Source organism: Halovenus rubra (assembly GCF_026586665.1).
Taxonomy (GTDB): Archaea; Halobacteriota; Halobacteria; order Halobacteriales; family Haloarculaceae; genus Halovenus; species Halovenus rubra.
In genome coordinates this window covers 55,058-77,432 of sequence record NZ_JAODIY010000004.1, presented here as the reverse complement: position 1 = coordinate 77,432, position 22,375 = coordinate 55,058, and the positions used below count along the sequence as shown (strand labels likewise).

General features: G+C 54.9%; 21 protein-coding genes and 1 pseudogene. 12 read left to right on the top strand and 10 right to left on the bottom strand.

Features of this window, described 5'->3' with window-relative positions:
• The first annotated feature begins 314 nt into the window (after positions 1 to 314).
• Complete coding sequence (locus tag N5098_RS02675) at positions 315 to 1,064, top strand: 4-phosphopantoate--beta-alanine ligase (RefSeq protein ID WP_267636154.1); 750 nt, start codon at positions 315 to 317, stop codon at positions 1,062 to 1,064.
• Positions 1,065 to 1,100: 36 nt separating this feature from the next.
• Here N5098_RS02675 and N5098_RS02670 read toward each other — a convergent pair whose 3' ends face one another.
• Together N5098_RS02670 and N5098_RS02665 are read right to left on the bottom strand one after the other, a co-directional pair.
• A complete protein-coding gene (locus N5098_RS02670; RefSeq protein ID WP_267636153.1) occupies positions 1,101 to 2,915 on the bottom strand; it encodes a HAMP domain-containing protein in 1,815 nt (604 codons plus the stop codon).
• Between the two features lie 137 nt (positions 2,916 to 3,052).
• Entirely contained in the window at positions 3,053 to 4,876 is a 1,824-nt protein-coding gene (locus tag N5098_RS02665) for an ATP-binding protein (RefSeq protein ID WP_267636152.1), read from the bottom strand.
• A 260-nt stretch (positions 4,877 to 5,136) separates the two neighbouring features.
• On the opposite strand from N5098_RS02665, the gene N5098_RS02660 reads away from it, so the two are divergent.
• From N5098_RS02660 to N5098_RS02630, 7 genes are all read left to right on the top strand, one after another.
• On the top strand, positions 5,137 to 6,024 hold the full coding sequence (locus N5098_RS02660) for an ArsR/SmtB family transcription factor (RefSeq protein WP_267636151.1): 888 nt from the start codon (positions 5,137 to 5,139) through the stop codon (positions 6,022 to 6,024).
• Between the two features lie 132 nt (positions 6,025 to 6,156).
• Complete coding sequence (locus N5098_RS02655; protein ID WP_267636150.1) at positions 6,157 to 6,681, top strand: halocyanin domain-containing protein; 525 nt, start codon at positions 6,157 to 6,159, stop codon at positions 6,679 to 6,681.
• Positions 6,682 to 6,767: 86 nt separating this feature from the next.
• Positions 6,768 to 8,243 (top strand): 4Fe-4S ferredoxin N-terminal domain-containing protein, encoded by a 1,476-nt coding sequence (locus N5098_RS02650; RefSeq protein WP_267636149.1) that lies wholly within the window; start codon positions 6,768 to 6,770, stop codon positions 8,241 to 8,243.
• Entirely contained in the window at positions 8,243 to 9,592 is a 1,350-nt protein-coding gene (gene nrfD / locus N5098_RS02645; protein ID WP_267636148.1) for an NrfD/PsrC family molybdoenzyme membrane anchor subunit, read from the top strand. Before N5098_RS02650 ends, nrfD begins: the two co-directional genes overlap by 1 nt.
• Positions 9,589 to 9,861, top strand: a complete 273-nt coding sequence (locus N5098_RS02640; RefSeq protein WP_267636147.1) for a hypothetical protein — start codon at positions 9,589 to 9,591, stop codon at positions 9,859 to 9,861. Before nrfD ends, N5098_RS02640 begins: the two co-directional genes overlap by 4 nt.
• Positions 9,862 to 9,941: 80 nt before the next feature.
• The gene (locus tag N5098_RS02635) at positions 9,942 to 11,093 is read left to right on the top strand and encodes an Mrp/NBP35 family ATP-binding protein (RefSeq protein ID WP_267636146.1); all 1,152 of its coding nucleotides are present in this window, start codon (positions 9,942 to 9,944) and stop codon (positions 11,091 to 11,093) included.
• Between the two features lie 310 nt (positions 11,094 to 11,403).
• Positions 11,404 to 12,813, top strand: a complete 1,410-nt coding sequence (locus N5098_RS02630) for a class II fumarate hydratase (RefSeq protein WP_267636145.1) — start codon at positions 11,404 to 11,406, stop codon at positions 12,811 to 12,813.
• Here N5098_RS02630 and N5098_RS02625 read toward each other — a convergent pair.
• On the bottom strand, positions 12,794 to 12,949 hold the full coding sequence (locus N5098_RS02625) for a hypothetical protein (RefSeq protein WP_267636144.1): 156 nt from the start codon (positions 12,947 to 12,949) through the stop codon (positions 12,794 to 12,796). The two genes, N5098_RS02630 and N5098_RS02625, sit on opposite strands and share 20 nt — an antisense overlap.
• A gap of 42 nt (positions 12,950 to 12,991) precedes the next feature.
• A complete protein-coding gene (locus N5098_RS02620; protein WP_267636143.1) occupies positions 12,992 to 13,156 on the bottom strand; it encodes a hypothetical protein in 165 nt (54 codons plus the stop codon).
• A gap of 95 nt (positions 13,157 to 13,251) precedes the next feature.
• Between N5098_RS02620 and N5098_RS02615 the strand changes: the two genes are divergently transcribed.
• Together N5098_RS02615 and N5098_RS02610 are read left to right on the top strand one after the other, a co-directional pair.
• Positions 13,252 to 13,992, top strand: a complete 741-nt coding sequence (locus N5098_RS02615) for an NRDE family protein (protein WP_267636142.1) — start codon at positions 13,252 to 13,254, stop codon at positions 13,990 to 13,992.
• Between the two features lie 69 nt (positions 13,993 to 14,061).
• Positions 14,062 to 14,412, top strand: coding sequence for a helix-turn-helix transcriptional regulator (locus N5098_RS02610; protein ID WP_267636141.1), 351 nt, complete (start codon positions 14,062 to 14,064; stop codon positions 14,410 to 14,412).
• A gap of 34 nt (positions 14,413 to 14,446) precedes the next feature.
• Here the strand turns inward: N5098_RS02610 and ygfZ are convergent, their stop codons facing one another.
• The 5 genes and pseudogenes from ygfZ to N5098_RS02585 all read right to left on the bottom strand — a co-directional run.
• Positions 14,447 to 15,541: a CAF17-like 4Fe-4S cluster assembly/insertion protein YgfZ gene (gene ygfZ / locus N5098_RS02605; protein WP_267636140.1), complete on the bottom strand. Its 1,095-nt coding sequence runs from the start codon at positions 15,539 to 15,541 to the stop codon at positions 14,447 to 14,449.
• Between the two features lie 4 nt (positions 15,542 to 15,545).
• On the bottom strand, positions 15,546 to 16,511 hold the full coding sequence (locus N5098_RS02600; protein ID WP_267636139.1) for a PfkB family carbohydrate kinase: 966 nt from the start codon (positions 16,509 to 16,511) through the stop codon (positions 15,546 to 15,548).
• A 46-nt stretch (positions 16,512 to 16,557) separates the two neighbouring features.
• Positions 16,558 to 17,478, bottom strand: a complete 921-nt coding sequence (locus tag N5098_RS02595) for a hypothetical protein (protein ID WP_267636138.1) — start codon at positions 17,476 to 17,478, stop codon at positions 16,558 to 16,560.
• Between the two features lie 63 nt (positions 17,479 to 17,541).
• The gene (locus N5098_RS02590) at positions 17,542 to 19,068 is read right to left on the bottom strand and encodes an amidohydrolase (protein ID WP_267636137.1); all 1,527 of its coding nucleotides are present in this window, start codon (positions 19,066 to 19,068) and stop codon (positions 17,542 to 17,544) included.
• A 65-nt stretch (positions 19,069 to 19,133) separates the two neighbouring features.
• Positions 19,134 to 19,256: pseudogene (locus tag N5098_RS02585) on the bottom strand (macro domain-containing protein); the annotation flags it as partial.
• A gap of 147 nt (positions 19,257 to 19,403) precedes the next feature.
• Between N5098_RS02585 and secF the strand changes: the two are divergent.
• Positions 19,404 to 20,276 carry a protein translocase subunit SecF gene (secF, locus tag N5098_RS02580; protein WP_267636136.1) on the top strand — a complete coding sequence of 291 codons (873 nt, stop codon included), beginning with the start codon at positions 19,404 to 19,406 and terminating at the stop codon, positions 20,274 to 20,276.
• The gene (locus tag N5098_RS02575; RefSeq protein ID WP_267636135.1) at positions 20,273 to 21,871 is read left to right on the top strand and encodes a preprotein translocase subunit SecD; all 1,599 of its coding nucleotides are present in this window, start codon (positions 20,273 to 20,275) and stop codon (positions 21,869 to 21,871) included. The genes secF and N5098_RS02575 overlap by 4 nt, the downstream gene beginning before the upstream one ends.
• A gap of 260 nt (positions 21,872 to 22,131) precedes the next feature.
• Here the strand turns inward: N5098_RS02575 and N5098_RS17505 are convergent, their stop codons facing one another.
• Positions 22,132 to 22,374 carry a carbamoyltransferase C-terminal domain-containing protein gene (locus N5098_RS17505; protein WP_382230470.1) on the bottom strand — a complete coding sequence of 81 codons (243 nt, stop codon included), beginning with the start codon at positions 22,372 to 22,374 and terminating at the stop codon, positions 22,132 to 22,134.
• Position 22,375: the final 1 nt, after the last annotated feature.

Here is a 22,375-nt window from a genome sequence, read left to right as displayed (position 1 = left end):
TTCGAAAACGACCTAACGGTACGTCACAAGCCAACGTTACGCGTCGTGGCGGGCTGAATCAGGTGTTAGTTGTGGACGCCGTTCATCGTATATAATCCATTGAGGGACCTCTCAGTGTCGAACTCGGTGACGCTTCATTGTTCGAGGTCCGGGTCCTCAAGGTCTTGCATATCGAAACATATCATTGCCCACACCCGTGCCCTCTATAGCAATCTCCACGGTGGGCAGTCGTGATACCCGAAAAGTACTGTCGAATAGTTCAGTTTCGGGCAGACAACGATGCGTTTTCGTCGCTGGCAGTCGAGAGCGAGAACATGAGCGAGATCGATATTCCAGAGAGTCACCCGCGCTATGAGTCGTTGTTGACGCGTCACCGTATCGAGGCTGGTGTCGAAAAGGGAATTACGAGCAAGCAGGGGCTCATCGCCCAAGGGCGTGGTGAGGCATTCGACTATTTGCTTGGTGAGGAAACAACACCAAGTGCAAAACGAGCAGAGCGAGCGGCAGCAGCACAGCTCTTGTTGGCTGAGAAGCCAGTACTCTCAGTCAACGGAAACGTCGCCGCGCTCGTCCCCGGAGAGATGGTCGAGCTTGCGGACGCAACCGACGCAGATATCGAAGTTAACCTGTTCAACCGAACGAGAAAACGGATGGTCGCTATCGCGGACCACCTCCAAGAACACGGTGCTACGGAGGTAAAGGGGTTAGCTGCAGACGCACGGATTCCAGGACTTGACCACGAACGTGCCAAGGTCGACGAAGACGGAATCTACGCCGCTGACGTGGTTTTGGTCCCGCTTGAAGACGGTGACCGTGCCCAAGCCCTTGCTGAGATGGGTACGTCTGAGATCGTTATTGACCTCAACCCACGTTCTCGGTCGACACAGCACGCAACAGTACCTATTGTGGATAATATCATCCGAGCAATTCCAAACATTACCGAACACGCACGCGAGTTGGCAGATTCAGGCCACGAACAGCTAGAGCAGTGTCTCAAAGAATTCGATGCAGCCGACGCGCTGGATAACGCTGAACAGACCATCCGGCAGGGCGACCTCTCCTGAGAGAATCGACAGGAAATATCGAACCAACCAGTTACGTCACTCGTCGTCGGGTGAGTGTGAAGTTGGACTCTGAGCGCCGCCGGTTGGCCCGACCGAGAAGACGAATTCGTGTTCAGCCTCAGTTTCAAACCGTCCAAGGATGTCCCGGAGCGGCTCCGCGTACCGCTGGAGGTCATTAGCTTGTTCGGAAACTTCGTTGAGTTCTGCGGCTTGTTCCTCGGCGGCACCGGCCACACGCTCGGATTCGGCCATTGTCTCTTCGCTTAACTCTGCAATCTCGTTGATATCGGTCGCGATATCCTGTAGGTTTGTGAGCGCATCACCGAGATCAACGCCTTCGACAGTTGCCATGGATTCAAGTTCGGTGAGCACCTGATCCATTGTTTCAGAGATTACTTGCAGACGCTCTTTTTGTCCGTACGCATCGTCTGAGATTTTTTGAATCGATTCAGCCACCTGTTCGCTGGCGTCTCGAACTGTCTCAGCACTCTGTTCAACCTCAGCGCCAGCGTTTTCAACTTCATCGACGTAGCTTTTGAGTTGGCCTGTCGTTTTCTCTAACTCTTCGATCATGTCGTTGAACTCTTCAGCGATGGTATCCATCGACTCCTCTTCGCCGTCGGGAGTCATCCGTCGGGTCATGTCACCCATTCCGACCTGTCGCATGATCTCAGAGTACTCTTCAGCCCGGTCTTGGAGGTACGACGACATCTCTTCAGCCTCTGCTCGCGCAACTTCTGCTTCTTTCCGGGAGCTTTCAGCCTCGTTACGTGCCTCTTCAGCCTCACTAATGCGTTGTTTAAGATCGCCACGCATCTTATCGAACTCGTCGTAGAGAACACCGATTTCGTCTTTTCTGCTTGTCTCTAACTCGACATCAAGATCACCCTCACCCATCTCTTCTGCCTTTGATGCGAGCGTATTCAGGTTCTTGATCGCAACCCAGCCACCGGTACCGATGACTGCCAAGAGGAACAAGAATGCAAAGACGAGCGTCAGCCCGAAGTTCTGACCGACGATATCCCGCACCTCAAAGGCCGAACTTTTCGGTGTTTCAGTCACCACGTAGAGAGAACCCTGAGACGAAACTTGCTGGTAGGCATAGAGGTTGTCTCCTGTTTCGGTTCGGATAAACTCGTCGTCACTATTCGGGCGAGAGATTTCTGGTTTGTTCCCGATGACGAGGTTATCGTCCTCGGAAATAACGCCAGTTGCTGCTCCTTCGATACTCTGCTCAATACGGGGTCCAACAACGTCTCGTGAGGTATTTATCTCGCCAATCAAGACTGCGTTGTCGTTCTGTGGGAATCGCAAGAGGACAGCGACTGCCATCTTATCGGATCCGTACTGTGCCGGAAGCACAAACCGATCTGTTTGTCCTGTCTCCTGAACCTCCTGCTCGAATGCCTTCTTATCAAAAGTTGGTCCGTCACTATCGAAGAAATTCGTTCCTTCGAAGTTTCTATCAGAGCTTGCTACCACGTCACCGGACGTGGCACTGACGTAATGTAAGTTAGAGATTTGATCGCTGATTTCGAACTGCTGGTTGTAGAGGAAGTCCGATATTTGCCCGTTATCTTGGAATTGAATTCCTTCCTCGGATATCGTCTCTCCAAGGGAACCCACCTCATCAAGACGATCGCTGAACCAATTATCGTATGCGTTTTCCTGAAGCACCGTCGAGGCTTCTATTTCTCGGTCAACCTGATTGTTCAGTTCAGAGTCGAGCCCCTGGTAGAAATAGAATCCAACTGCACCTGTCAATAGAATTACCACAGATATTGCCAGAATTAACTTTGCTAGGTAACTTTTCTGTATGAAGTCGGGAGTGATGGTTTCAATCCCACTCATATCTTACCACTGACAGTATGTGCAAGAGATGCATTCATAATGCGTTCGTTCATAGTCGATGGTTATAGTATTTTTTCATAGCTGATAAACAGTTTGATTTTTCGTGTCAATAAAGAGACTTCCCCCGGCCTACACTCTCAGTCACGACCGTGGCGGGTAACGCAATGAGGAAGACCAGTAAGTTCAACCGGTTCAGAGTTGTCTGGTGAATAAAGGACCATCTGCCCTTTCTCCATGTAGGGAACCTTTGATTCGAGTTCTCGTGGAATGTTGACAGCAGAGATAGCATCTTCGTCACCTAAGTTGAGAACAACAGTGGAGTTGATCTGTTTGAAAACTGGGTCGGCGATATCTTGAGGGTCCTGTGTGATGAGAAAGAGGCCAAGTCGCTCTTTGCGCCCCTGTTTCGCTGCGTCAGTGAATTTACCGATGACTTTCCGTGCTTGAACGGTATCAGCATCGGTCAAGAAGTTGTGTGCCTCGTCCATCCCGACGAGTAGGGGTGTTTCTTTGATTCGGTCGTGTGTCGGATCGTTCGAGAGTTTCTGGTCTACGAGTAACGATGCGAGTGCAAGAACGACCGTCTCAGCGTGGCGACTCTCTGCGATGTGATACGTCGGAACCACGGTCAAGCGACCGGGCCGCACGAACTCGTGAACGCGTTCGGTTATCGGATGAGCATCCTGATCGAAAACAGAACTAAAGCCACGGACACGCCGGCTGATAGCGTCAAACGTGGCTTCGTGGACTCGACCTGTCTCGTCAAGTTCCTCACGGAGCGCAGGGTCATCCATGAGCGAGCAGAACTGCTCGTATGTTCCGTCTCTTCCGTAGGTGTCTCGGAACCGAGGCAGTAAGATATTGACAAGCGCGCTGTACTGGTTGTCGTTCAGGCCGCTCCCGGCAACGAGCCAGGGGTTATTGTGGACCATACTAAACGGAATCGTAAACTCAACCTGTTCGGCACGGTGGTGGCTTGCAGCGTAGTTTGAACTACCGACTTTCGGGACGAACGCTACCGTATCGTCGTGCCCGCCGTGAGCGATGTTTTCTCGGTCGAGGCTAGCCGCAAACTCGTCGTCGTACTCACCGTCGTCGTGCATCTGGGCGTACTCATCTTGTGGGTCAAACTGGACGATTGCCGGGCGTACCGATCGGTCTCCCGCCGTCTCAATTGGGTAGCTTCGGTCCTCATCAAGAAATTGGCGGAGAATATTTTTGGCTCCGTGGGTCTTTCCAGAACCGGTGCCACCTGCGATGAGCGTATGCCGGAAAATGAGCGGGTCACCGTCGTCGTAACTATCTTTCATGCGATAGTCTATCGTCGGCGGTTCGGCGGCCGTTTGGACTTTCTGACCCCCAACCGAGAGGTGGCCAAAAAAGACACCATTTGCGGGAATATTTAGTCCTGTTTTGATTGCGTGTTTCTCGCGAGCCTGCTGGATGACTGTTTCAGGCTTTGGAACACGGTCAGTCATCCGGCGCTTCAAGCTGTCGTCTTCCTCGTAGAGAATTGCAACCGGGTCAAGCGTCGCCATCAGCTTGAAGTCCTCCTCATCGATACCTGATGAGCGCATCGCGCGCCTGGCGTGAATCTCCGTTGCATCATCGGCCCGGAACGCTTGCTCGTATTCGAGCTCAGTGACTCGACAGAACAGTCGTTCTCCATCAGGGTACGATGCAATCAGATACGCGCCAAGTCGGACGAAAGTTCTGTTTTCGGCGGTGACGTACGCCCGGAGCTTTGTTTCCTCTCCGTCTTCGGCAATCCGCAGCCCGTCACCTGCCGACAGAACACCCAGCCCTTTGTCTTGTCCTACAGGCGAAACATCGTACGAATCAAACTCTGTCGTCTTTTCGCTCTCACTTGCATCAGTTGCGTGTTCTGTATCGTCGTCCGGAGCAGTTGCCGTCGGCTCCTCGTCGGTATCGTATTCGGTAAAGTCCTCCAGATCGGTCATTGACGGCATATCGAGGGGAAGATACTAACACGTTTCCCCACGCCCCCCAACAAGTACCCTGATGTTCGCTATACGAAACTGAGAATGTAATATGGCGATAACCGCAGGACGTGAACAGTGTTAAATAGCGATTGTTGTCGACATATTGACTCATACAAAAGGCAGGCACAAAGATAGGCAGGCTAAAAGAGCCATTTGTGCCATAGGCACACTCTTTATATCCGGTGGTGTAGAGAAAAATAACGAGAGGGACATGGTAGATGAGCAGTATATTTCCAATCCGTGAGAAGGTTTCGCTAGACAGGGAGCCAGAGCCACGGTTGGTTGACCTTGATGAGGAGACAGCCGACGAAGTGTTTGAGGCGCTTGCGTCAAGCACGACGCGAAAGATATTCCTAGAGTTGCATAACCAGCCACAGACCGCCTCTGACCTAGCCGAGGTGACCGAAACGTCAGTCCAGAACGTTCAGTACCACCTCGAAAAGCTCGAAGATGTCGACTTAGTTGAGGTAGTCGACACCTGGTACTCTGAACGGGGCTCAGAGATGAAGGTGTATGCCCCAGAAGATGAGTCGCTCGTCTTGTTTGCGGGCCGTGACAAACAAAGCGCGTTCCGACGGTTGCTCAACCGCTTTGCAGGCCTATTTGCGGTCCTCCTTCCGCCGAGTATACTCGCAGGTTGGCTCGCTGGGCGCGACGACTCCTCCATCGAAGAAGAATTCCAGTCTGCACAAGCGGGCGACAATGCCGAGTCTAGTAGTAGCGGTGGTAGTGACGGGGCTGACGGCGCCGACGGAGCCGATGGCGGTGGTGACGTCGGAATTACATCCACCAACGTCGAAGAAGAAGCCAGTGACGCCGCTGATGGCGGGATATCAGGTGGCGGAGAGACTCCAGTTTCCGACGCGACAGAAATTCCCAAAGAAGAGTACACTATGAAAACAATGGATGGACTCGATAGCGGAACGGACAATATAACCATCCCAACGGATGTCGATATTGTGGCATCTCATAACGATACCCTCTATCTAGTTGCTGATAACGGGAGTTCAGATATTTTTGGAATCGACCCCCAAATAGCACTCGCGTTTTTTGTTGGTGGATTAGTTGTGTACGCTGCGTTCGTTCTCCGAAGACGCGTTATCTAACCCCATGACTTCGGTATCTTAAGGTTAACTCTACCGAAGACTGGTATATATACCTTCGTTGCATTCTCAGAGACTTGGAACGCGAAAACCGAAGCTTTCAATCACACGTAGTTGCAACCCCCGATTGGACCAATGACTGAGTTCGATATCGACCGGCGGAAGGTACTGAAGGCTGGAGGCGCGGCACTCATGATCGCAACAGCGGGTTGTTCGGGTGACGGTGGCGACGGCGACGATGGAAGCGACAGTGAGGACGGTAGCGATGGCAGTAGTGACGGTAGCGATGGCAGTAGTGACGGTAGCGATGGCGGAGACGTCCCCAGCGAGGTCGATGATCATCTCTCGAACGCAAACGGATACGAAGGCAGCGTCGAGGATATGACCGGTCAGGACTCGGTCACTATCGAGAACGGTGTTAATGAGCCCGACTACGCGTTCGGGCCAGCTGCTGTCCGGGTAGATAAAGGGGCGGAAGTAACGTGGGAGTGGGTCAGTGCTGGCCACTCTGTCGTTGCGACTGATGGGGCAGATTTCAGCTCTGATATTAAAAACAGCGGTTTCACGTTCAGTCACACCTTCGAAGAGTCCGGTGTGGTTCTCTATGAATGTGGCCCCCATTCAACACTTGGCCAGCTAGGTGCGGTGGTCGTGGAATGAACAGACGGACAGACACTAAACAGCGTTGTCGGTGGAGTGCAGAGCGGCCGGAGACGAATCACAACCAATCAGGAGGAGTATTATAAATGAGCGCGGACGACGCAAAAGACACGAACGAAGAACCAACACACCCCTACGAGACCGAGGATTCCTTCCACCCGCTTGGAGCGGAGTGGGAAGAAAATATGCGGTCAGAGCTCGAGGACACGGAGTTCGACGCCGACCTCGGGATGGAGATGGCCAGAGATGCACAGCGTCTCGTCGCGGGCGAACTAAGTGAAGAAGAGTTCTACGCCGAGTATCACGAGGACATGGAAGACGAGTTCGACGTCGATGAGCGTCCCGTCTTCGATGATATCGACGATGTCGACCTCGACAAGGCTGAAGACGAGTCGATGTTCGAGGCCCTTACCGACGTCGACATCGAAAACGAGGACGTCTCCCGTCGGGAGATGATGAAGAAGATGGGCGCCGGTGCCGCCTTCCTTGGATACGGAGCGTATGCAACATACGACAGTCAGAAAGAACAAGAAGAGGTCCCCCAGCAAGTAAGTGGTATCCGCCCGGCCGAGGAGGATGGGCGAGAACACCGCTGGGGAATGGTCATCGATCTTGAACGGTGCGATGGCTGTCTCTCGTGTGTCACTGGCTGTATCAACGAGAACGGGACATCGACTGGCGCAAACTGGATGTACGTGTTCACGTACGACAACCACGACACCGAACAGCAGAATTTCCTCGTTCGGCCGTGCCAGCACTGTTCGAACGCGCCGTGTGCAAAGGTTTGTCCAGTTCGGGCACGCCACGTCCGCTCGAAAGATGGTCTCGTACTGACTGACTACGAGATTTGTATCGGCTGTCGGTACTGTCAGGTTGCCTGTCCGTACGGAGTTAACTACTTCCAGTGGGGAGAACCCGACGTACCGATGGAAGAACTCGAACATCTCGACATGCGCCCGGAAGACGTGCGCTCTCTCGACGAAGACGAGCGCCATACGAAGCTATCGGAGGCCAACGACCACGTTTACGATGACCGCGGTCGCTGGACCGACAGTCGCCCGCCAAAAGGCGTTATGGGCAAATGTACGATGTGCCCGTCCCGACAAGACGAGCACACCGATAACGAGAAAGGAACTGTTGCATGTATGGACGCATGCGACGAGGCAGGGATGAGCGCCATTCACTTCGGGGACTTGGACGATGAAGAGAGTCGACCAAACACGTACCTCGAACGGCGTAAAGAAATCGAAGAGAGCCCCAAAGAGAAAAACAAAAAATTCGAGGACCCAGAGGAGTACGAACAGCCTCCGGCACCACACCCCAAGTCCCAGCTGTCGACGTTCCGGCTGCTCGAAGATCTCAACACACAGCCAAACATTACCTACATCGGCAACGAGCCGGGACCACACGCGTCGGAGACGCCCGAAGAACGGCCAGTCCACTACGAGGCACTGAGCAATGATTGGGGTGTTAATGTTGTTGCGGAGCGGAAAGAACACCTCGATTACGGTGCCCGAGCGAACGACGACAACACTCCTGGCGAAGAGGAAGGTGAGGCCTGATGGCGACGAAAGACGCAGAGGCAAAAGAGCCGGAGCCGGCTGACATTATTAGGCCAATCCTCAACACGTCGATGAAGTGGTATGCCGCTATCGGTATCCTTTCGGCGGTTGCTCTTGCCTGGCTGGCCGCGTTTGGCTTCCAGCTACAGGAAGGACTTATCGTGACGAATCTTGCAGACTGGGGTAGTGGTGGCGGTGTTACATGGGGACTGTACATCGGCGCATTCATCTGGTGGGTCGGTATCGCCCACGGCGGAATCATCCTCTCAGCAGCGGTGCGCCTGTTTGGTATGACAAAGTACCAGCCCGTTGCTCGGATGGCCGAACTGCTGACGCTTACAGCGTTGAGCATGTCCGGGCTGTACATTGTTGTTCACATGGGACGCCCCGACCGCCTCGTTACGAGTGTCGTCAATGCCTACCCGTGGACGGTACAGTCATCACCGTTGGCATGGGACGTCACCGTCATTACGCTATATTTCGTGATGACGGCAACGTACATTGCCCTGACGCTCAGGTACGACACGTACCAACTTCGTGACCGGTTGCCCGACATTCTCGACCCACTGTACCGGGTTGTTCTCATCGGATACAGCGAGAAAGAAGATGAAGTCATCGAGCGGATGGCGTGGTGGCTGGCGCTGGGCATCATCGTGATGGCCCCGCTTCTCCTCCACGGCGGTGTGATTCCGTGGCTGTTCTCGCTTATTCCATCGATGCCTGGCTGGGACGGTGCAATTCAGGGACCGCAGTTCCTCTCAATTGCGCTCACATCAGCACTCGCTGGCCTGATTGTCATTTCGTACACGACACGTATCGCGTATGACTGGGAACACATCTTTACCGACAGTGTGATTCGTGGTCTGACCAACTGGCTTGGTATCTTCAGCCTGATGTTCGTCTGGCTGCAGCTCCAGCAGATTATCAACGGCCTGTTTGCTGCCCACGTCCGGCCTGAGGTCGTCATGACTGCCAAGCTGAGTAACACCATCTACCAGATGGCTATGGTCACCATGTTCCTTGCGCTGGCGTACATCTTCGCCCAGGCGGTCAAGCCAAGCGTCTTCTCACGGCACCTCTCACTTGTTGCCGCGCTTGGTGTGTTGGTCGCCACACTCTCTGAGAAGATTCTGTTCGTCTTCGAAGGGCTTGCGTATCCTGAATTTGGCCTGTACGACCAAGTTCCCGGGCACTACTCGCCAAGCCTTGTCGAACTCTCGTCGGTTGCCGGAACAGTCGCGCTGTGTACGCTCATGTATATGGTTATCATGAAGCTCTTCCCGATTATTGAGCTTCACTCCGTTGAGGACCACGACGATGACCACGACAACGAGGAGGTGTCAGCATGAACGCAACGCTCATCACTGAACTGTTGATGACAGTAACGAGTATGCCAATGAAAGCGTACTTCGACCCATGGGCGATTCCGCCCGGCGTTTGGGTCATCTTTGGCGTCATCGGTCTGCCGGTGTACACCGCCTTCCTCGGTTGGTTTCTCGGCAAGCCACGCGATCTTAAGACGCTCGCGCTCGGCTCGACGCTGTTCTTGCTGTTCGTCTCCGCACTCTGGGGCGGACTGTTCGTGACAACGATGAATATCCGTCTGCTCTTTTTCTAACACGGACCGGTTTTTTCGCTGTTTTGCGTTTGTAGACGCGATTTCGAAAGGGACACCCTTCTCGAATACGTAACGTGTGTATGGATGCATCACCTGCAGACGTAGAAGACGCCCTGCGGGAGGTCGAGGACCCCCGCATCGGTGACGATATCGTATCACTCGACCTGATAAACAGCATTACTATCGAAGACAACACTGTCAGCATTTCGCTGGCGTTCAACTCCCCGTTTGCACCCTCGGAGATGGAACTTGGCAACGAAGTTCGGTCGGTCATCAGCGACATGGGACTCGAACCCGAACTTCACGCCGATGTATCCGCCGAGCAGGGATTTGACGAGGAAGTGTTCCCAAACGTTCGTAACGTCGTTGCCGTCGCCTCAGGGAAAGGTGGTGTCGGAAAGACAACCGTCGCAGCAAATCTAGCGGCAGGACTCGACAAGCTTGGGGCTCGCGTTGGCTTGCTCGATGCTGACATCCACGGCCCGAACGTCCCGCGAATTTTGCCCGTCCCAGAGGAACCAAGAGTCACGCCAGACGAGGAGCGGATGATTCCGCCGGAATCAGACGGTGTGAAAGTAATGAGTATGGGTTTTCTTGTGAAAAATCAGGACGACCCAGCCATCATGCGCGGCCCGATGGTCAACAACGTGATGACACACTTCCTAGAGAACGTTGAGTGGGGAACGCTCGATTATCTCGTTGTCGACCTACCGCCGGGGACCGGTGACGCCTCCCTTGACTTGCTCCAGTCGCTGCCAGTCGCTGCTGCAGCCATCGTGACGACGCCCCAGCAGATGTCACTTGACGACGCTCGGAAGGGACTCCGCCTATTCGAGAAACACGATGCACCAATTATGGGTATCGTTGAGAATATGAGTTCGTTCCACTGCCCAACGTGTGACGATACACACGACCCATTTGGCTCGGAGGGAGCCGAGGCAATCGTCGAAGACTACGATATCGACTTGCTCGGAAAGCTCCCAATTCACGAGGACTTCGGTGCTGACGGGACCGAGGCCCCCGTCGTGAAACAGGAAGACAGCGCGGCACACGGGCCGTCGATTACCCTCATCAGAGAGATGGCCGACCGCATCAGCGAACTGAATCGCCGGAAAATTGCTGGGCGGATGGAGTCTGTCGACGCAGGCTCGGCCTTTGAGGATCAGCCTGCCGGAACCGCACAAGTCACGACCGACCCTGGACAAGGTCCCGGCCCTGGCCCCGGAATGTAGCACTACCAAAGCAAAGACCGCAATCGTTGCAACGACTCTTATATCAGAGCCACGCCTCAGTTGAGAGATAGTGTTATCACAGTAGACAGCAAAGAGCTCCCACAAGCTGCTTAGAGTGAGCGCCGACCTCACGGTTGGACTCAGCTCACTTGTTGCTGTGTTAGGTAGTGGCGTGCATGCCGTTCATTTTCGTCCTCGGATTTGCTCTACTCATATCGAAACGGGTAGCATAATGATTCAATCATGATAACAGATACCAAGCACAGTATCAGAACTCTTTACGCGGACCCGAACGAACACTGTGACGTATATGACTGACGAGGACTTTCGCACGGAAGAGGACAGCCTCGGCGAAATGCAGGTTCCAGCCGACGCCTACTGGGGAGCACAGACCCAGCGAGCTGTCGAGAACTTCCCGGTCAGCGACGCTACGTTCGGACGACGGTTTATTCGGGCCCTCGGTATTGTAAAGAAATCCGCCGCGGAAGCAAACCGTGACCTCACTCTTGTCGCCGACGACAAGGCACAGCATATCATCGACGCTGCGGACGAGGTAATTGCTGGTGACCACGACGACCAGTTCCCGGTCGATATCTTCCAGACCGGGTCGGGCACTTCCTCGAATATGAACGCAAACGAGGTCATCGCCAACCGTGCAACAGAGCTCGCGGGCGGTGAGATTGGAACTCGTGAGATTCATCCAAACGACCACGTCAACTACGGCCAGTCGAGCAACGATGTGATTCCAACGGCGATGCACGTCGCCTCGCTCGAAGCTGTCGAACACGATGTGCTCCCGGCGCTCAACACACTTCGTGACGAGTTGGAGGCCAAACAAGCAGCGTTCGACGGTGTGGTCAAGACAGGACGGACGCATCTGCAGGATGCGACACCAGTCACCCTCGGGCAAGAGTTCGGCGGCTACCGGACTCAAGTCGAGAAAGGCATCGAACGCGTCCAGAACACGCGTGACCACCTCTCGGAGCTCGCGCTTGGCGGCACCGCAACCGGGACGGGCCTGAACACTCACCCCGAATTCCCGTGGCGGGCCGCCGAGTACATCTCAGAAGAAACGAACGTTGCTTTCCGTGAGGCCGACGATCACTTTGAAGCACAAGCAGCCCACGATGCCATGAGCGAGGCCCACGGCGCGCTTCGAACCGTCGCTGGCAGCCTCAACAAGATTGCAAACGACCTCCGACTGCTCGCTTCGGGGCCGCGCAACGGACTTGGCGAACTCGAACAGCCAGAGAATCAGCCAGGCTCCTCAATTATGCCCGGCAAAATCAACCCCGTCGTCGCCGAGTCTGTCAACCAAGTCCACAAGCAAGTCGTCGGCAACGACGCAGCGATCTCCGCGGGCGCAGCCGAGGGACAAATCGATCTCAACCTCTACAAGCCTGTCCTCGCCTACAACTTCCTCCAGTCAGCAAAGATTATCGCCAACAGCAGTGAGGTGTTCGCCGAACGGTTTGTGGCCAAACTCGAAGCGAACCGTGAGCATTGTGCCGATAAGGTCCAGCAGAGCATGGCACTGGCAACAGCGCTCAATCCAGCCATTGGCTACGACAAGGCAAGTGAAGTCGCGAAAGCCGCCCTAAAAGAAGATAAAACCGTCCGTGAAGTCGCCGTCGAGAAAGGCTACCTGACCGCGGACGAGGCTGATGAAGTCCTCGACCCGGCAAAGATGACCGACCGGGTCATCCTCGGCGACGAGTAACTTCAGGAAGTTCCGACAGCGCCGTAAGCATCTGCGTTTTGAGTTCCTCGACAAGGCTTGTTGCAGACTGCAACTCATCCGCCAGCCCAGCGCTCTGTCCGGCATACAGCGGAAGTGTGACAACATCGCAATCCATCCCAGGGACCGCCAGCGAATCCTCGTACCGATGGACCGACTCTCAAGTAGGCGTTTCCGCGACGATACTCTTCTGTGACCCGAAAACTGGCAGTGGCTCGTAGGTGAGGTCGTCGAAATCGAACCATGCCAGCACGTCCGCAAGTTTCTCGCTGGAACGATACAGTTGGGACAGGTGAACGTCGGCGTGGAAGATTTCTTGTGCCATTGGATATCGCTGGGTGCTCGCTTAAGCAAAAACCACACCACCTGCGGGCAGAGTCGACCCTTCGGCTTTAGTTGACCCGCGACGTAGATGCGGTCGTGTGTACGCTCACTCTCGCCTGGCAGGTGTTCGAGGACGCACCGGTACTGGTGGCGGCCAACCGCGATGAAGCGCTCGGAAGGCCCTCCGAGCCGCCTGCACGCCGTGACTGGGGAGCGCGCGCTATCGCGCCGATAGACCTGGAAGCTGAGGGAACGTGGCTCGGGTACAACGAACACGGCGTCCTCGTCGGCGTGACGAACCGCTGGCTCGACGCTGACAGAGAGGGCGAGCGTTCGCGGGGTCTACTCGTCCGCGACGCGCTGGCGTCCGAGACGGCCGAAGACGCCATCAGAGCCGTCGAGCAGGAACTCGACGAGCGAATCTACGATGGATGCTACCTGCTGGCAGCAGACGAACACGCCGCAATGCTCGTAGAGTCGGGACAGGAGCGAACAGTGACGAATCTTACGCCCGGCGTCCACGTCGTCGTGAACGTCGGTGCCGATGGAGGGTACTCCATTCCAGCACATCGACAAGAGGCTGCCAGAGGGCAGGCCGCAAACGCCGACGCCGTGCGCGAGACGCTCAAGCCCGAACCGGGTGCACAAGCAGAGGAGTGGCTCGACCGAGCCTCTGAGATACTCGGTAACCACGAGTATAGCGTCTGTGTCCATGACGACGGGTTTGGCACCAGGAGCGCATCACTGGTCAAACTTGGCGCGGACGAACGTACCTATGAGTATGCGGACGGGCCACCCTGTGAGACGGCGTTCGAGCGCGTCAATGCGTCGGTCTAAGCGGTGGGACTCTCCGACCAGGGATGAATCGAAGCTACTATTTTAGTAGAGCAGTGACAAAGACTGTACATGAGCACCACATCGGCGGAGAATGAACTCTCCGAAGATGAGCGCCGAGGGCTGGAACTCGTTCGTGAAACGGGCGGGATTCATCAGAGTAACTTCTGGAAAGAGCTCGATGTGTCATCCAGAAAGGGGAGTCGTATCGTTGACTCTCTCAGTGAGGAAGACCTCATCAACCGCGAGGAGACAGTGTACGAGGGACACAACACCTACTATTTGTCGCCAACCGCAAAGGACCTCGAATTCTCGCTACTGATGGCCGGTGACATGCTCTCGCCGTTCGTCGGCGACGAGGAAGTTGACCCACAAAGCGAGCTGTTCTCCCAGTTTGTGATGAACCTCGCCTACGAAGAATAGCGCAGCTATTCAAGAACGGCGGTCTCAAAGAGACCTACAGACTCGGGAGCCGCGCCGACTCTTCTGAGCCGTCAACGAACGGGAGTGAAAGTGCAGTTGCAACGACCTCCTCGCCGTCGGCCCGAACTGAAAGTGCAGCATCCTCGCCGATTTTCTCTCCAATCTCTCGATTAACGATTGCAAACGCAAATGGTGTGTCGCGGAGCGGACTCTCCATCGTTCGCGTAATTTCGCCGGCGTGTTCGTCACCATCGAACACTGCAGCACCGGCCGTTGTGAGTTCCTCAGTGACGAGACCGACGAGTCGCTTTGTCGGTTCACCGCGGTTTTCGACCCGGGAAACGACCTCTTGGCCGACAAAACACCCTTTGTCGAAGTCGACAGCGTTGTCGAGGTCAAGGTTGTTCGGCACTCCGTCTTCGAGTTCTGATCGAAATAGCGGAGTGCCAGCCTCGAGCGTGAGTGACTCCCATGTCCGGTAGCCAAACGGAGCAGCGTTCTGCCCTCGGTTCACCAGCGTATCAAAGACGTACATTGCATCGTCGGCACCAGCAATGACATCGTATCCCTCTTCTCCGGTCTGCCCGTCGGTCCGGATGACAGTAACACCAATATCACCCATCGACCCACGAGAAAACGTGAGCGGTTCACGTGGCGTCTCAGCCGAAAACACACTGGCAATCTTTTCAGTTGCCTTGGGTCCGTGGACGCCGAACCGAGCGAACTCGTCGCTTGCAGACTCAATCGTTACATCTTGGATGAATGTCTTTTCGTCCCAGTCCTCGGCAATTTCTTTACCGAGCCCATGCGGAAGGAAGATGAGCAGGCGCTCGCCAGCGTTGAAGATGTACATGTCCGTCCGAATCCGACCCTGAGGCGTCAAGAGAAGTGAGTATACCCCGTGGCCATCAGCGTCAGGAACGACATTCGAGACAGCATTATCGACAAATTCACGTCGGTCCTCACCGGTGACCGTGAGGATATCAGAACCGTACTCGATGACGCCCGCAGCGTTGCGGACGGCACGGTGTGACCGCTCCGGACGGCCGTACTGGGTGACGACATCTTTCCCGCCGCGTTTACCGAACTGTGCACCGTGTTCGTTGTGGACGTCCGTGAGCAAAATCATAGCATTATTGTGAGTGATCGACGACTTCGTCTGCAATCGGTTCGATTTCCTCGGGTTCAACGCGCAAGAATGGTCCCGAGAGGGTTTTTGCAAAGACGGAACACGCGACTCCGACAGTGACAGCACGCGCAGTATCCGAGCCCTGGATGAGCTCGTGGAGGAAACCACCAGTGAATGCACTAGCTTCACCAGTCGGATCAACGGAGTCAGACGGGATTTCTGAGCGTTCGTGAACGACGTTTGTCCCGGGAGTGTCGTGAAGCGCAATGGCACTCCCATCGTCACGCCTGATAACGACAATCTGGAGGTCATAGAGCGCCGATAGCGTATTCGTCAGTTCCCGTGGTGAACCCGTCTCCTCAAGCACATCGGAAACCGCCTCCTCAGAGGTAATGAGCACATCAACTTCGCTTTTGACTTGGTCGAAAGCGTGAGCGTACGAATTAGCAGACTCCAGACCGGGTGTATAATCCAGTTCGACAGCAGTTACAGCACCGCCTCCAGTGCCCGCGCGAAGCATCGCCTCGGCGGTGTTTGTCGCGGCCTCCGAAAGAACAGCACTGCTCAACGAGGTGTAGACAACAGACGCCTCCTGTATCTGTTCCATGGGAAGGTCACCCGGCGCTGTAGTCGCCAGTGCCGTCCGGTCACGGTCGTGCCAGTACGTGCTCTCTCGTGGTGATGCCGCCGCTTCGCGAAACGAGATTCCTTGGCGGTGGTCCGCATCGGACCACGTAATCGACGTTTCGACACCAGTTGACGTGATTTGTCGTGTGACGTTTTTTCCGACAGCAGTGTCTGGGAGTTTACTCACCCAAAGTGCATCAGTCCCAAGTGTTGAAGCAGCAACAGCAACATTGCTTTCGGTCCCATCAGCGAACAGTTCCATCTGTCCTGCACTCTCGACACGTGTCTTGCCAGGCGGGGACAGTCGTAACGGCGTCTCCCCAAATGTTACAAGCTCGTTCATACCTATCAATTTACACCGAATGGCTTAACATAACTGGTCTTCCGGGTTATGTCTCTCCGTCGTCGCTCTCTGGTCGTGATGGTCCCTCCATCTCCTGTACTGCCTCTGTAACCGCTTCTTCTACGGCACCTTCGACAGTCTCTTCAACGGACTCTTCGACTGCACCCTCTACCGTTTCCTCGACAGCACCTTCGACTGTCTCCTCTACGGACTCTTCGACTGCACCTTCGACGGTCTCTTCAACGGACTCCTCGACTGCACTCTCAACAGATTCCTCGACTGCACTTTCAACCGTTTCCTCGACGGCCCCTTCAACGGTCTCTTCGACGGACTCCTCGACTGCACCCTCTACCGTTTCCTCGACAGCACCTTCGACTGTCTCCTCTACGGACTCTTCGACTGCACCTTCAACAGTCTCTTCGACGGATTCCTCGACTGCACCCTCTACCGTTCCCTCGACGGCCCCTTCAACCGTCTCTTCAACGGATTCTTCGACTGCACTCTCAACCGTTTCCTCGACGGCCCCTTCAACGGTCTGTTCAACGGACTCTTCGACTGCACTCTCAACGGATTCTTCGACAGTTCCTTCAACAGACTGCTCGACGGCACCTTCGACTGTCTGTTCAACAGTTGCCTCGACCTGCTGGCTAACCTCCTTCGAAACGGTGTCTTCGACAGCCTCTCCGACCGACTGTTCGACCGTCTCGTCCATCTTCTCGCCGACAGTGTCCTCGACAGTTTTGCCAACTGTTTCGTCGACAGTTTCCTGTACGGTCCGGGTCATCCACTCAGCGTCGAATCGTGCCATCTTCCAAACGACGTGGATAACATACGAGAGCAAAACACCGATACCAAATGCCAGTCCGACTGATTCGGGACCGAGAATCATAACGAGGACTGCGGCAAAAATTAAGACGCCATAGCTGAGGTCGACAGCCGCGTCGACCCGGACTGGGCTTACATTCATATGGTTTGTTCGTGTGGTAGGCTTAATGGTGTAGTGGTTTCCCCTTCTAAGAGTGCGAGCTAGTTACTCGCGAGCGTCATACACAACGTCCCCGCCGACAACAGTCATCGACACATCAATGCCAGCGATATCGTCGGTTTCCCACGGTGACTCTGCCAGCGCTACGAAGTCGGCGCAGTTGCCCTCCTCGATTGTACCGAGGCGGTCCTCGTCGAACCCGGCGTAGGCCGCTCCAGAAGTATAGCCACGGAGCGCATCCGTAACTGAGAGTTCTTGTCCGCTTGCCGGTGCATTTACTGTCTGGTCGATACCAAAAAGCGGGTCCATCGGCATGCAGTCACTGCCGAATGCAAGGGTAGCCCCAGCAGCTAGTAAGGTGCCAAGCGGGTTCGATGCTGTCCGGCGTTCCTCACCGAGCCTATCAGCGTACAGCCCGTCCTCTCGTGCCCACTTGAGGAAGTTTGGCTGTGCCGAAACCACTACATCATCATCGGCAAGACGCTCGACGAGGTCATCCCGTACCACTTCGACATGTTCGATACGGTGTCGCTCACCGTCGGCCGACTCGTATGCGTCAAGTGCGAGTTCAATGGCGTTATCGCCGATTGCGTGAATTGTCATCTGTAACCCGGCATCGTCAACCTGTTCGACAAGTTCCCGGACGGTTTCTGGGTCGACCACCCAATCACCAACCTCGTCGGCGTCGTCGTACGGTTCAGACAGGCGGGCCGTCCGGCCACCAATACTCCCATCAGTAAATGTCTTGATTCCGCCAACTTGCACGCGGTCGCTACCATGGTTCGTTCGGAGGCCCGCCTCTAGTACCGCATCAAGATGGTCACGCCAGTAATTGATACGTACCCGAAGCGAAAGTTCGTCGTCCATATCCATGTCCCGATAGACCCGCGGAGCGTGGGACTGACGGACCATATCGTGGACACCGGTAATACCAAGACTGTTTGCTTCGTCCTGCGCCGCGCGAAGATATTCACGCATTCCGGCAGGGTCGGGACTAATTTCATCCCAGAGGACGTCAAGCGCGTCCTCAACGAGCACACCAGTCGGCTCGCCACTCTCGGTCCGAACGTCACCGGTGGGCATCTGGTCTTGGTAACCGTTGAGGACCACACTGTTGACTGAGGCAAGGTGCATGTCCTCTCGGTAGGCCACGACCGGTCGCTCCGTGCTGATGTTGTCAAGTTGGTCGCGTGTGAGGTAGTCGCCACCCCAGTTGCTCTCATCGTAACCAAAGCCAAGAACCCATCCCTCACTCTCGTCGCGCTGGTTGGCTAACAGGTCCAGACAACTCTGGGGGTCAGCAACGCCGGAGAGATCGGCCTCCGCAGCGTAACGCCCCACCATCACCATATGTGTGTGAGCGTCGATAAATCCGGGTAGGAGCGTCCGGCCTTCAAGATCAACAACGTCTGTCTCCACACCGTTCAAGAAGTCGACTTCGTACGCGGAGTCGACTCGCACGATGGTGCCGTCTTTGACGGCGACAGCTTCGGCCCGTGGCGCTCCTGTTTCGCCGTTCGTAAGCGGGTGGACAGCCCCGTTGGTCAAAATAACGTCAGCGGCTTGAGTCATGCTACTGGCTACCGAGCGCGACAGCGTTAACGGTTTGGAAACCGGCCGGCACGGCATCAAGAAAAGCCAGCACCGCGACGGAGCGCACCGGCAACGCCTGACCCCATCTGTAGGGTCGTCCCCGCAGCGGTACCCAGTACGTCGGCTGACTGCTGTGCGATGTCGCCGTGTATTATATCAAATTTCATATTGGGTTCACTTGACTAGTAGTTCAGATGCACTGCAGAAAATGCTACTGACCAGCGCATGGCACCAGTATACAAATGACAATAAAAGAGATGTTCCGAGAGGGATAGAAGAAAAAGCTTATTCAGCCCGGTGTACCACCAAATCCCATGGGACGTATCGACGTAGAGAGGGTCCCCTATCAAGACTACTCTAACCGTCAGTTAGCGGCCATACCTTTGGCGGTTCTTGCTCTCGCTCTGGGAATTATTCTCATTGCGTATCTGGTGACGGGGACACCAGTTGCACTAGGCTTTGAATTTACAGGTGGTACCACAGTCCAGTTTACTGCCGAGGACGCGTCAACCGGTGATGTCCGTGACGTGCTGGAGGCAGAGTTCGACATTGAATCGGTTCGAGCAATCGGCTTTGGCAGTGATTACGAAGTCGAGACACAACTCGAAGAGACTGCACAACTGGAGTCAGTAATTACAGATGAATACGGTGACAATGCAATCCAGTCAATCGATACTCGCTCCGCGACGTTCGGGAGTGACACACAACAAGAAGCATTACTCGGTATCATAATTGCATTCGTCGGAATGAGCGTGCTTGTGGCAGCGATGTTCCGGGCACTAATTCCGAGCGTGGCAGTGGTTGCATCAGCATTTTCGGACATCGTTGTTCCAGTTGCGCTGATGAATGTCTTTGGCATCAAGCTCAGCCTCGGCGCAGTCGCCGCGCTGCTGATGATTATTGGATATAGCGTGGACTCAGATATCCTATTAAATAACCACGTTCTGCGACGCCGCGGTGACTTCTACGAGAGCGCGTATCAGGCGATGCGAACGGGTATCTCGATGACACTGACGTCGTTGGCAGCTATGACGACAATGGGAATTGTCTCTTATTACTTCGGAATTGACCTGCTCCCGGAGGTGGCGCTTATTCTCGTGTTTGGTCTCGCAACAGACCTGATGAACACGTACTTGCTCAACATGAGTCTACTTCGCTGGTACAAATACGAGGGGGTGAAACGATGATAGACGTACGGGATAACTGGCGAGTGCTACTGTTGCTCGGGCTCTGCGTGCTGGCTGCACTCGCACTCTTTGGCCCACTCGGCGCTGACGCCGGTGAGACTGGTCTTAACGAGAGTGAACAGAGCTTCGACGACCCGACGAATCTTCAGTACGGACTTGACCTCTCGGGCGGAACACGTATTCGTGGGAAGCTAATCGGGATGACCACTGAGGGAGTCTCAATCTCGGCTGAAGACCAAGGCTCGGTCGAGCGGAGTATCGCTGACGAGCTCGGTCTTGAGGGTATCGACGTTACTGTTCGCCAGCGCGGACAGAACAGTGCAGACGTTGAAGTGTTCAATAAATCCGTTACGAAATCGGATTTCGTTGATGCACTCTCAACAGTTGGTGTTGACATAACTGTTGACGACATCAGAGACGGTGTCACGGGCGAGAGCAGAAGTGCTGCCGTTGATACGTTATCCGAACGTATCGACAAAACAGGGCTTGGCGGGTCAAGTGTAACAACAATTGGCTCCGCAACCGGCGGGAACTTCATCGACGTCGAGGTTCCAGGAGAGGACCGCGAGTCGGTTAAAGAACTCATCGGTGACGCCGGCCGGGTTCAGATTATCGCTGGCTACCCCGTTGAGAGCTCAAACGGAACGGAGCTGCGAACCGAGCAAGTACTCACTGGTGAAGACTTCTCAAGCATCGCGCCTGCAGAGCCTGCCAACGAACAGAACCCAGCGGCAAACGTTCCGGTCACACTTGAGAGTCAAGCCGGAGAACGATACGCAACTGTCATGCAGGAAGGTGGATTCACGAGCAACGGGATTGGTCGGTGTTCGTTTGATGCGGCTACCCACAGCGGTCCACAAGAGGGCGAATGGTGTCTCTACACAGTCGTCGACGGGGAATACGTTTATGGGGCCAGCATGAGTCCGGACCTCGCCGAGTCGATTAACTCGGGCAGCTTCCTCACGACTCCTTCGTTCATCCTGCAAACCGGTAACTTTGAGGAGGCCCAGCAACTCGAAATTAATCTCCGGTCCGGAGCGTTGCCAACCGAACTGAGTATCGAATCAGCGAGTTTCATCTCACCCAGTCAGGCACAACAGTTCAAACCACTCGCGCTCTTGACCGCGATTACAGCGTGGATAACCGTTGCGTTCGTCGTTTACATCTGGTACCGCGATGTTCGTGTTGCTGTCCCGATGTTCCTCACTGCAACGAGTGAGGTGTTCCTGTTGCTTGGCTTTGCGGCCTCCTTTGGGATGGCGCTGGACCTCTCCCACATCGCCGGGCTCATTGCCGTCATTGGAACAGGGTTAGACGACCTGATCATCATGGCTGATGAAATCTTACAACGGAAAGAAAGAGTTGAGACGGGACGGGTATTCCAGAGCCGGTTCCGCAAAGCGTTCTGGATCATCGCAATGGCCGCCGGAACGACCATTATCGCCATGAGTCCACTGGCGGTCCTGAGCCTTGGAGATCTCCAAGGATTTGCCATCATCACGATTATCGGTGTTCTCATCGGGGTTGGCATCACCCGTCCGGCCTACGGTGACGTGCTCCGGAAGCTGATGCTCGACGACGTCAAGCGGTCGTGAACTGACGCCTTTCCTCAGACACCCACTATCAAACATACGCTGGTACGTACAGCAACGAGAGTGTTTTAACAGAAGGTGACAAAACAGATCAGCTGAATAGTTGTCAGTAACAGAGCGCTACCGAAAATTCAACAGAGCAACAAAAAAGAGAATTAGCCGGTCTCTTTGCCAAGTAGATCAACTTCTCTTCAGAATACGTTTCTCAGGAAGGAGTCACTGTTCTAGGTGGGTGTCTGGCCTTTCGAGCAAGAGATTATCAATCACGAGCACATCAAGACCCATCCCGTGGACTGCCTCGGGGTCAAGCCCCGAGGCACTCTGCCTGCTTCTCTGTAGAAGTCTTTGATTGGGTCTGTTGGAGTCGTCACAATTGGTTCGCCGTGGTCGTTGAACGACATATTCAGCAATACCCAGACACCAGTAATAGAATCGAACTCGCTAATTAGTCGGTAGTATCGCGTATTTTGTTCTTCGCGGACTGTCTGTGATGGACCGTCTTGCATG

What these genes read in the sequence shown, in the direction of transcription:
- N5098_RS02595 (WP_267636138.1), bottom strand. Translation starts at nt 17,478, where the DNA reads ATGAATGTAAGCCCAGTCCGGGTCGACGCGGCTGTCGACCTCAGCTAT.
- secF (WP_267636136.1), top strand. Translation starts at nt 19,404, where the DNA reads ATGGGACGTATCGACGTAGAGAGGGTCCCCTATCAAGACTACTCTAAC.
- N5098_RS02665 (WP_267636152.1), bottom strand. Translation starts at nt 4,876, where the DNA reads ATGACCGATCTGGAGGACTTTACCGAATACGATACCGACGAGGAGCCG.
- N5098_RS02650 (WP_267636149.1), top strand. Translation starts at nt 6,768, where the DNA reads ATGAGCGCGGACGACGCAAAAGACACGAACGAAGAACCAACACACCCC.
- N5098_RS02630 (WP_267636145.1), top strand. Translation starts at nt 11,404, where the DNA reads ATGACTGACGAGGACTTTCGCACGGAAGAGGACAGCCTCGGCGAAATG.
- N5098_RS02590 (WP_267636137.1), bottom strand. Translation starts at nt 19,068, where the DNA reads ATGACTCAAGCCGCTGACGTTATTTTGACCAACGGGGCTGTCCACCCG.
- N5098_RS17505 (WP_382230470.1), bottom strand. Translation starts at nt 22,374, where the DNA reads ATGCAAGACGGTCCATCACAGACAGTCCGCGAAGAACAAAATACGCGA.
- N5098_RS02575 (WP_267636135.1), top strand. Translation starts at nt 20,273, where the DNA reads ATGATAGACGTACGGGATAACTGGCGAGTGCTACTGTTGCTCGGGCTC.
- N5098_RS02620 (WP_267636143.1), bottom strand. Translation starts at nt 13,156, where the DNA reads ATGGCACAAGAAATCTTCCACGCCGACGTTCACCTGTCCCAACTGTAT.
- N5098_RS02660 (WP_267636151.1), top strand. Translation starts at nt 5,137, where the DNA reads ATGAGCAGTATATTTCCAATCCGTGAGAAGGTTTCGCTAGACAGGGAG.
- N5098_RS02635 (WP_267636146.1), top strand. Translation starts at nt 9,942, where the DNA reads ATGGATGCATCACCTGCAGACGTAGAAGACGCCCTGCGGGAGGTCGAG.
- nrfD (WP_267636148.1), top strand. Translation starts at nt 8,243, where the DNA reads ATGGCGACGAAAGACGCAGAGGCAAAAGAGCCGGAGCCGGCTGACATT.
- N5098_RS02670 (WP_267636153.1), bottom strand. Translation starts at nt 2,915, where the DNA reads ATGAGTGGGATTGAAACCATCACTCCCGACTTCATACAGAAAAGTTAC.
- N5098_RS02640 (WP_267636147.1), top strand. Translation starts at nt 9,589, where the DNA reads ATGAACGCAACGCTCATCACTGAACTGTTGATGACAGTAACGAGTATG.
- N5098_RS02655 (WP_267636150.1), top strand. Translation starts at nt 6,157, where the DNA reads ATGACTGAGTTCGATATCGACCGGCGGAAGGTACTGAAGGCTGGAGGC.
- N5098_RS02600 (WP_267636139.1), bottom strand. Translation starts at nt 16,511, where the DNA reads ATGAACGAGCTTGTAACATTTGGGGAGACGCCGTTACGACTGTCCCCG.
- N5098_RS02675 (WP_267636154.1), top strand. Translation starts at nt 315, where the DNA reads ATGAGCGAGATCGATATTCCAGAGAGTCACCCGCGCTATGAGTCGTTG.
- ygfZ (WP_267636140.1), bottom strand. Translation starts at nt 15,541, where the DNA reads ATGATTTTGCTCACGGACGTCCACAACGAACACGGTGCACAGTTCGGT.
- N5098_RS02610 (WP_267636141.1), top strand. Translation starts at nt 14,062, where the DNA reads ATGAGCACCACATCGGCGGAGAATGAACTCTCCGAAGATGAGCGCCGA.
- N5098_RS02625 (WP_267636144.1), bottom strand. Translation starts at nt 12,949, where the DNA reads ATGGATTGCGATGTTGTCACACTTCCGCTGTATGCCGGACAGAGCGCT.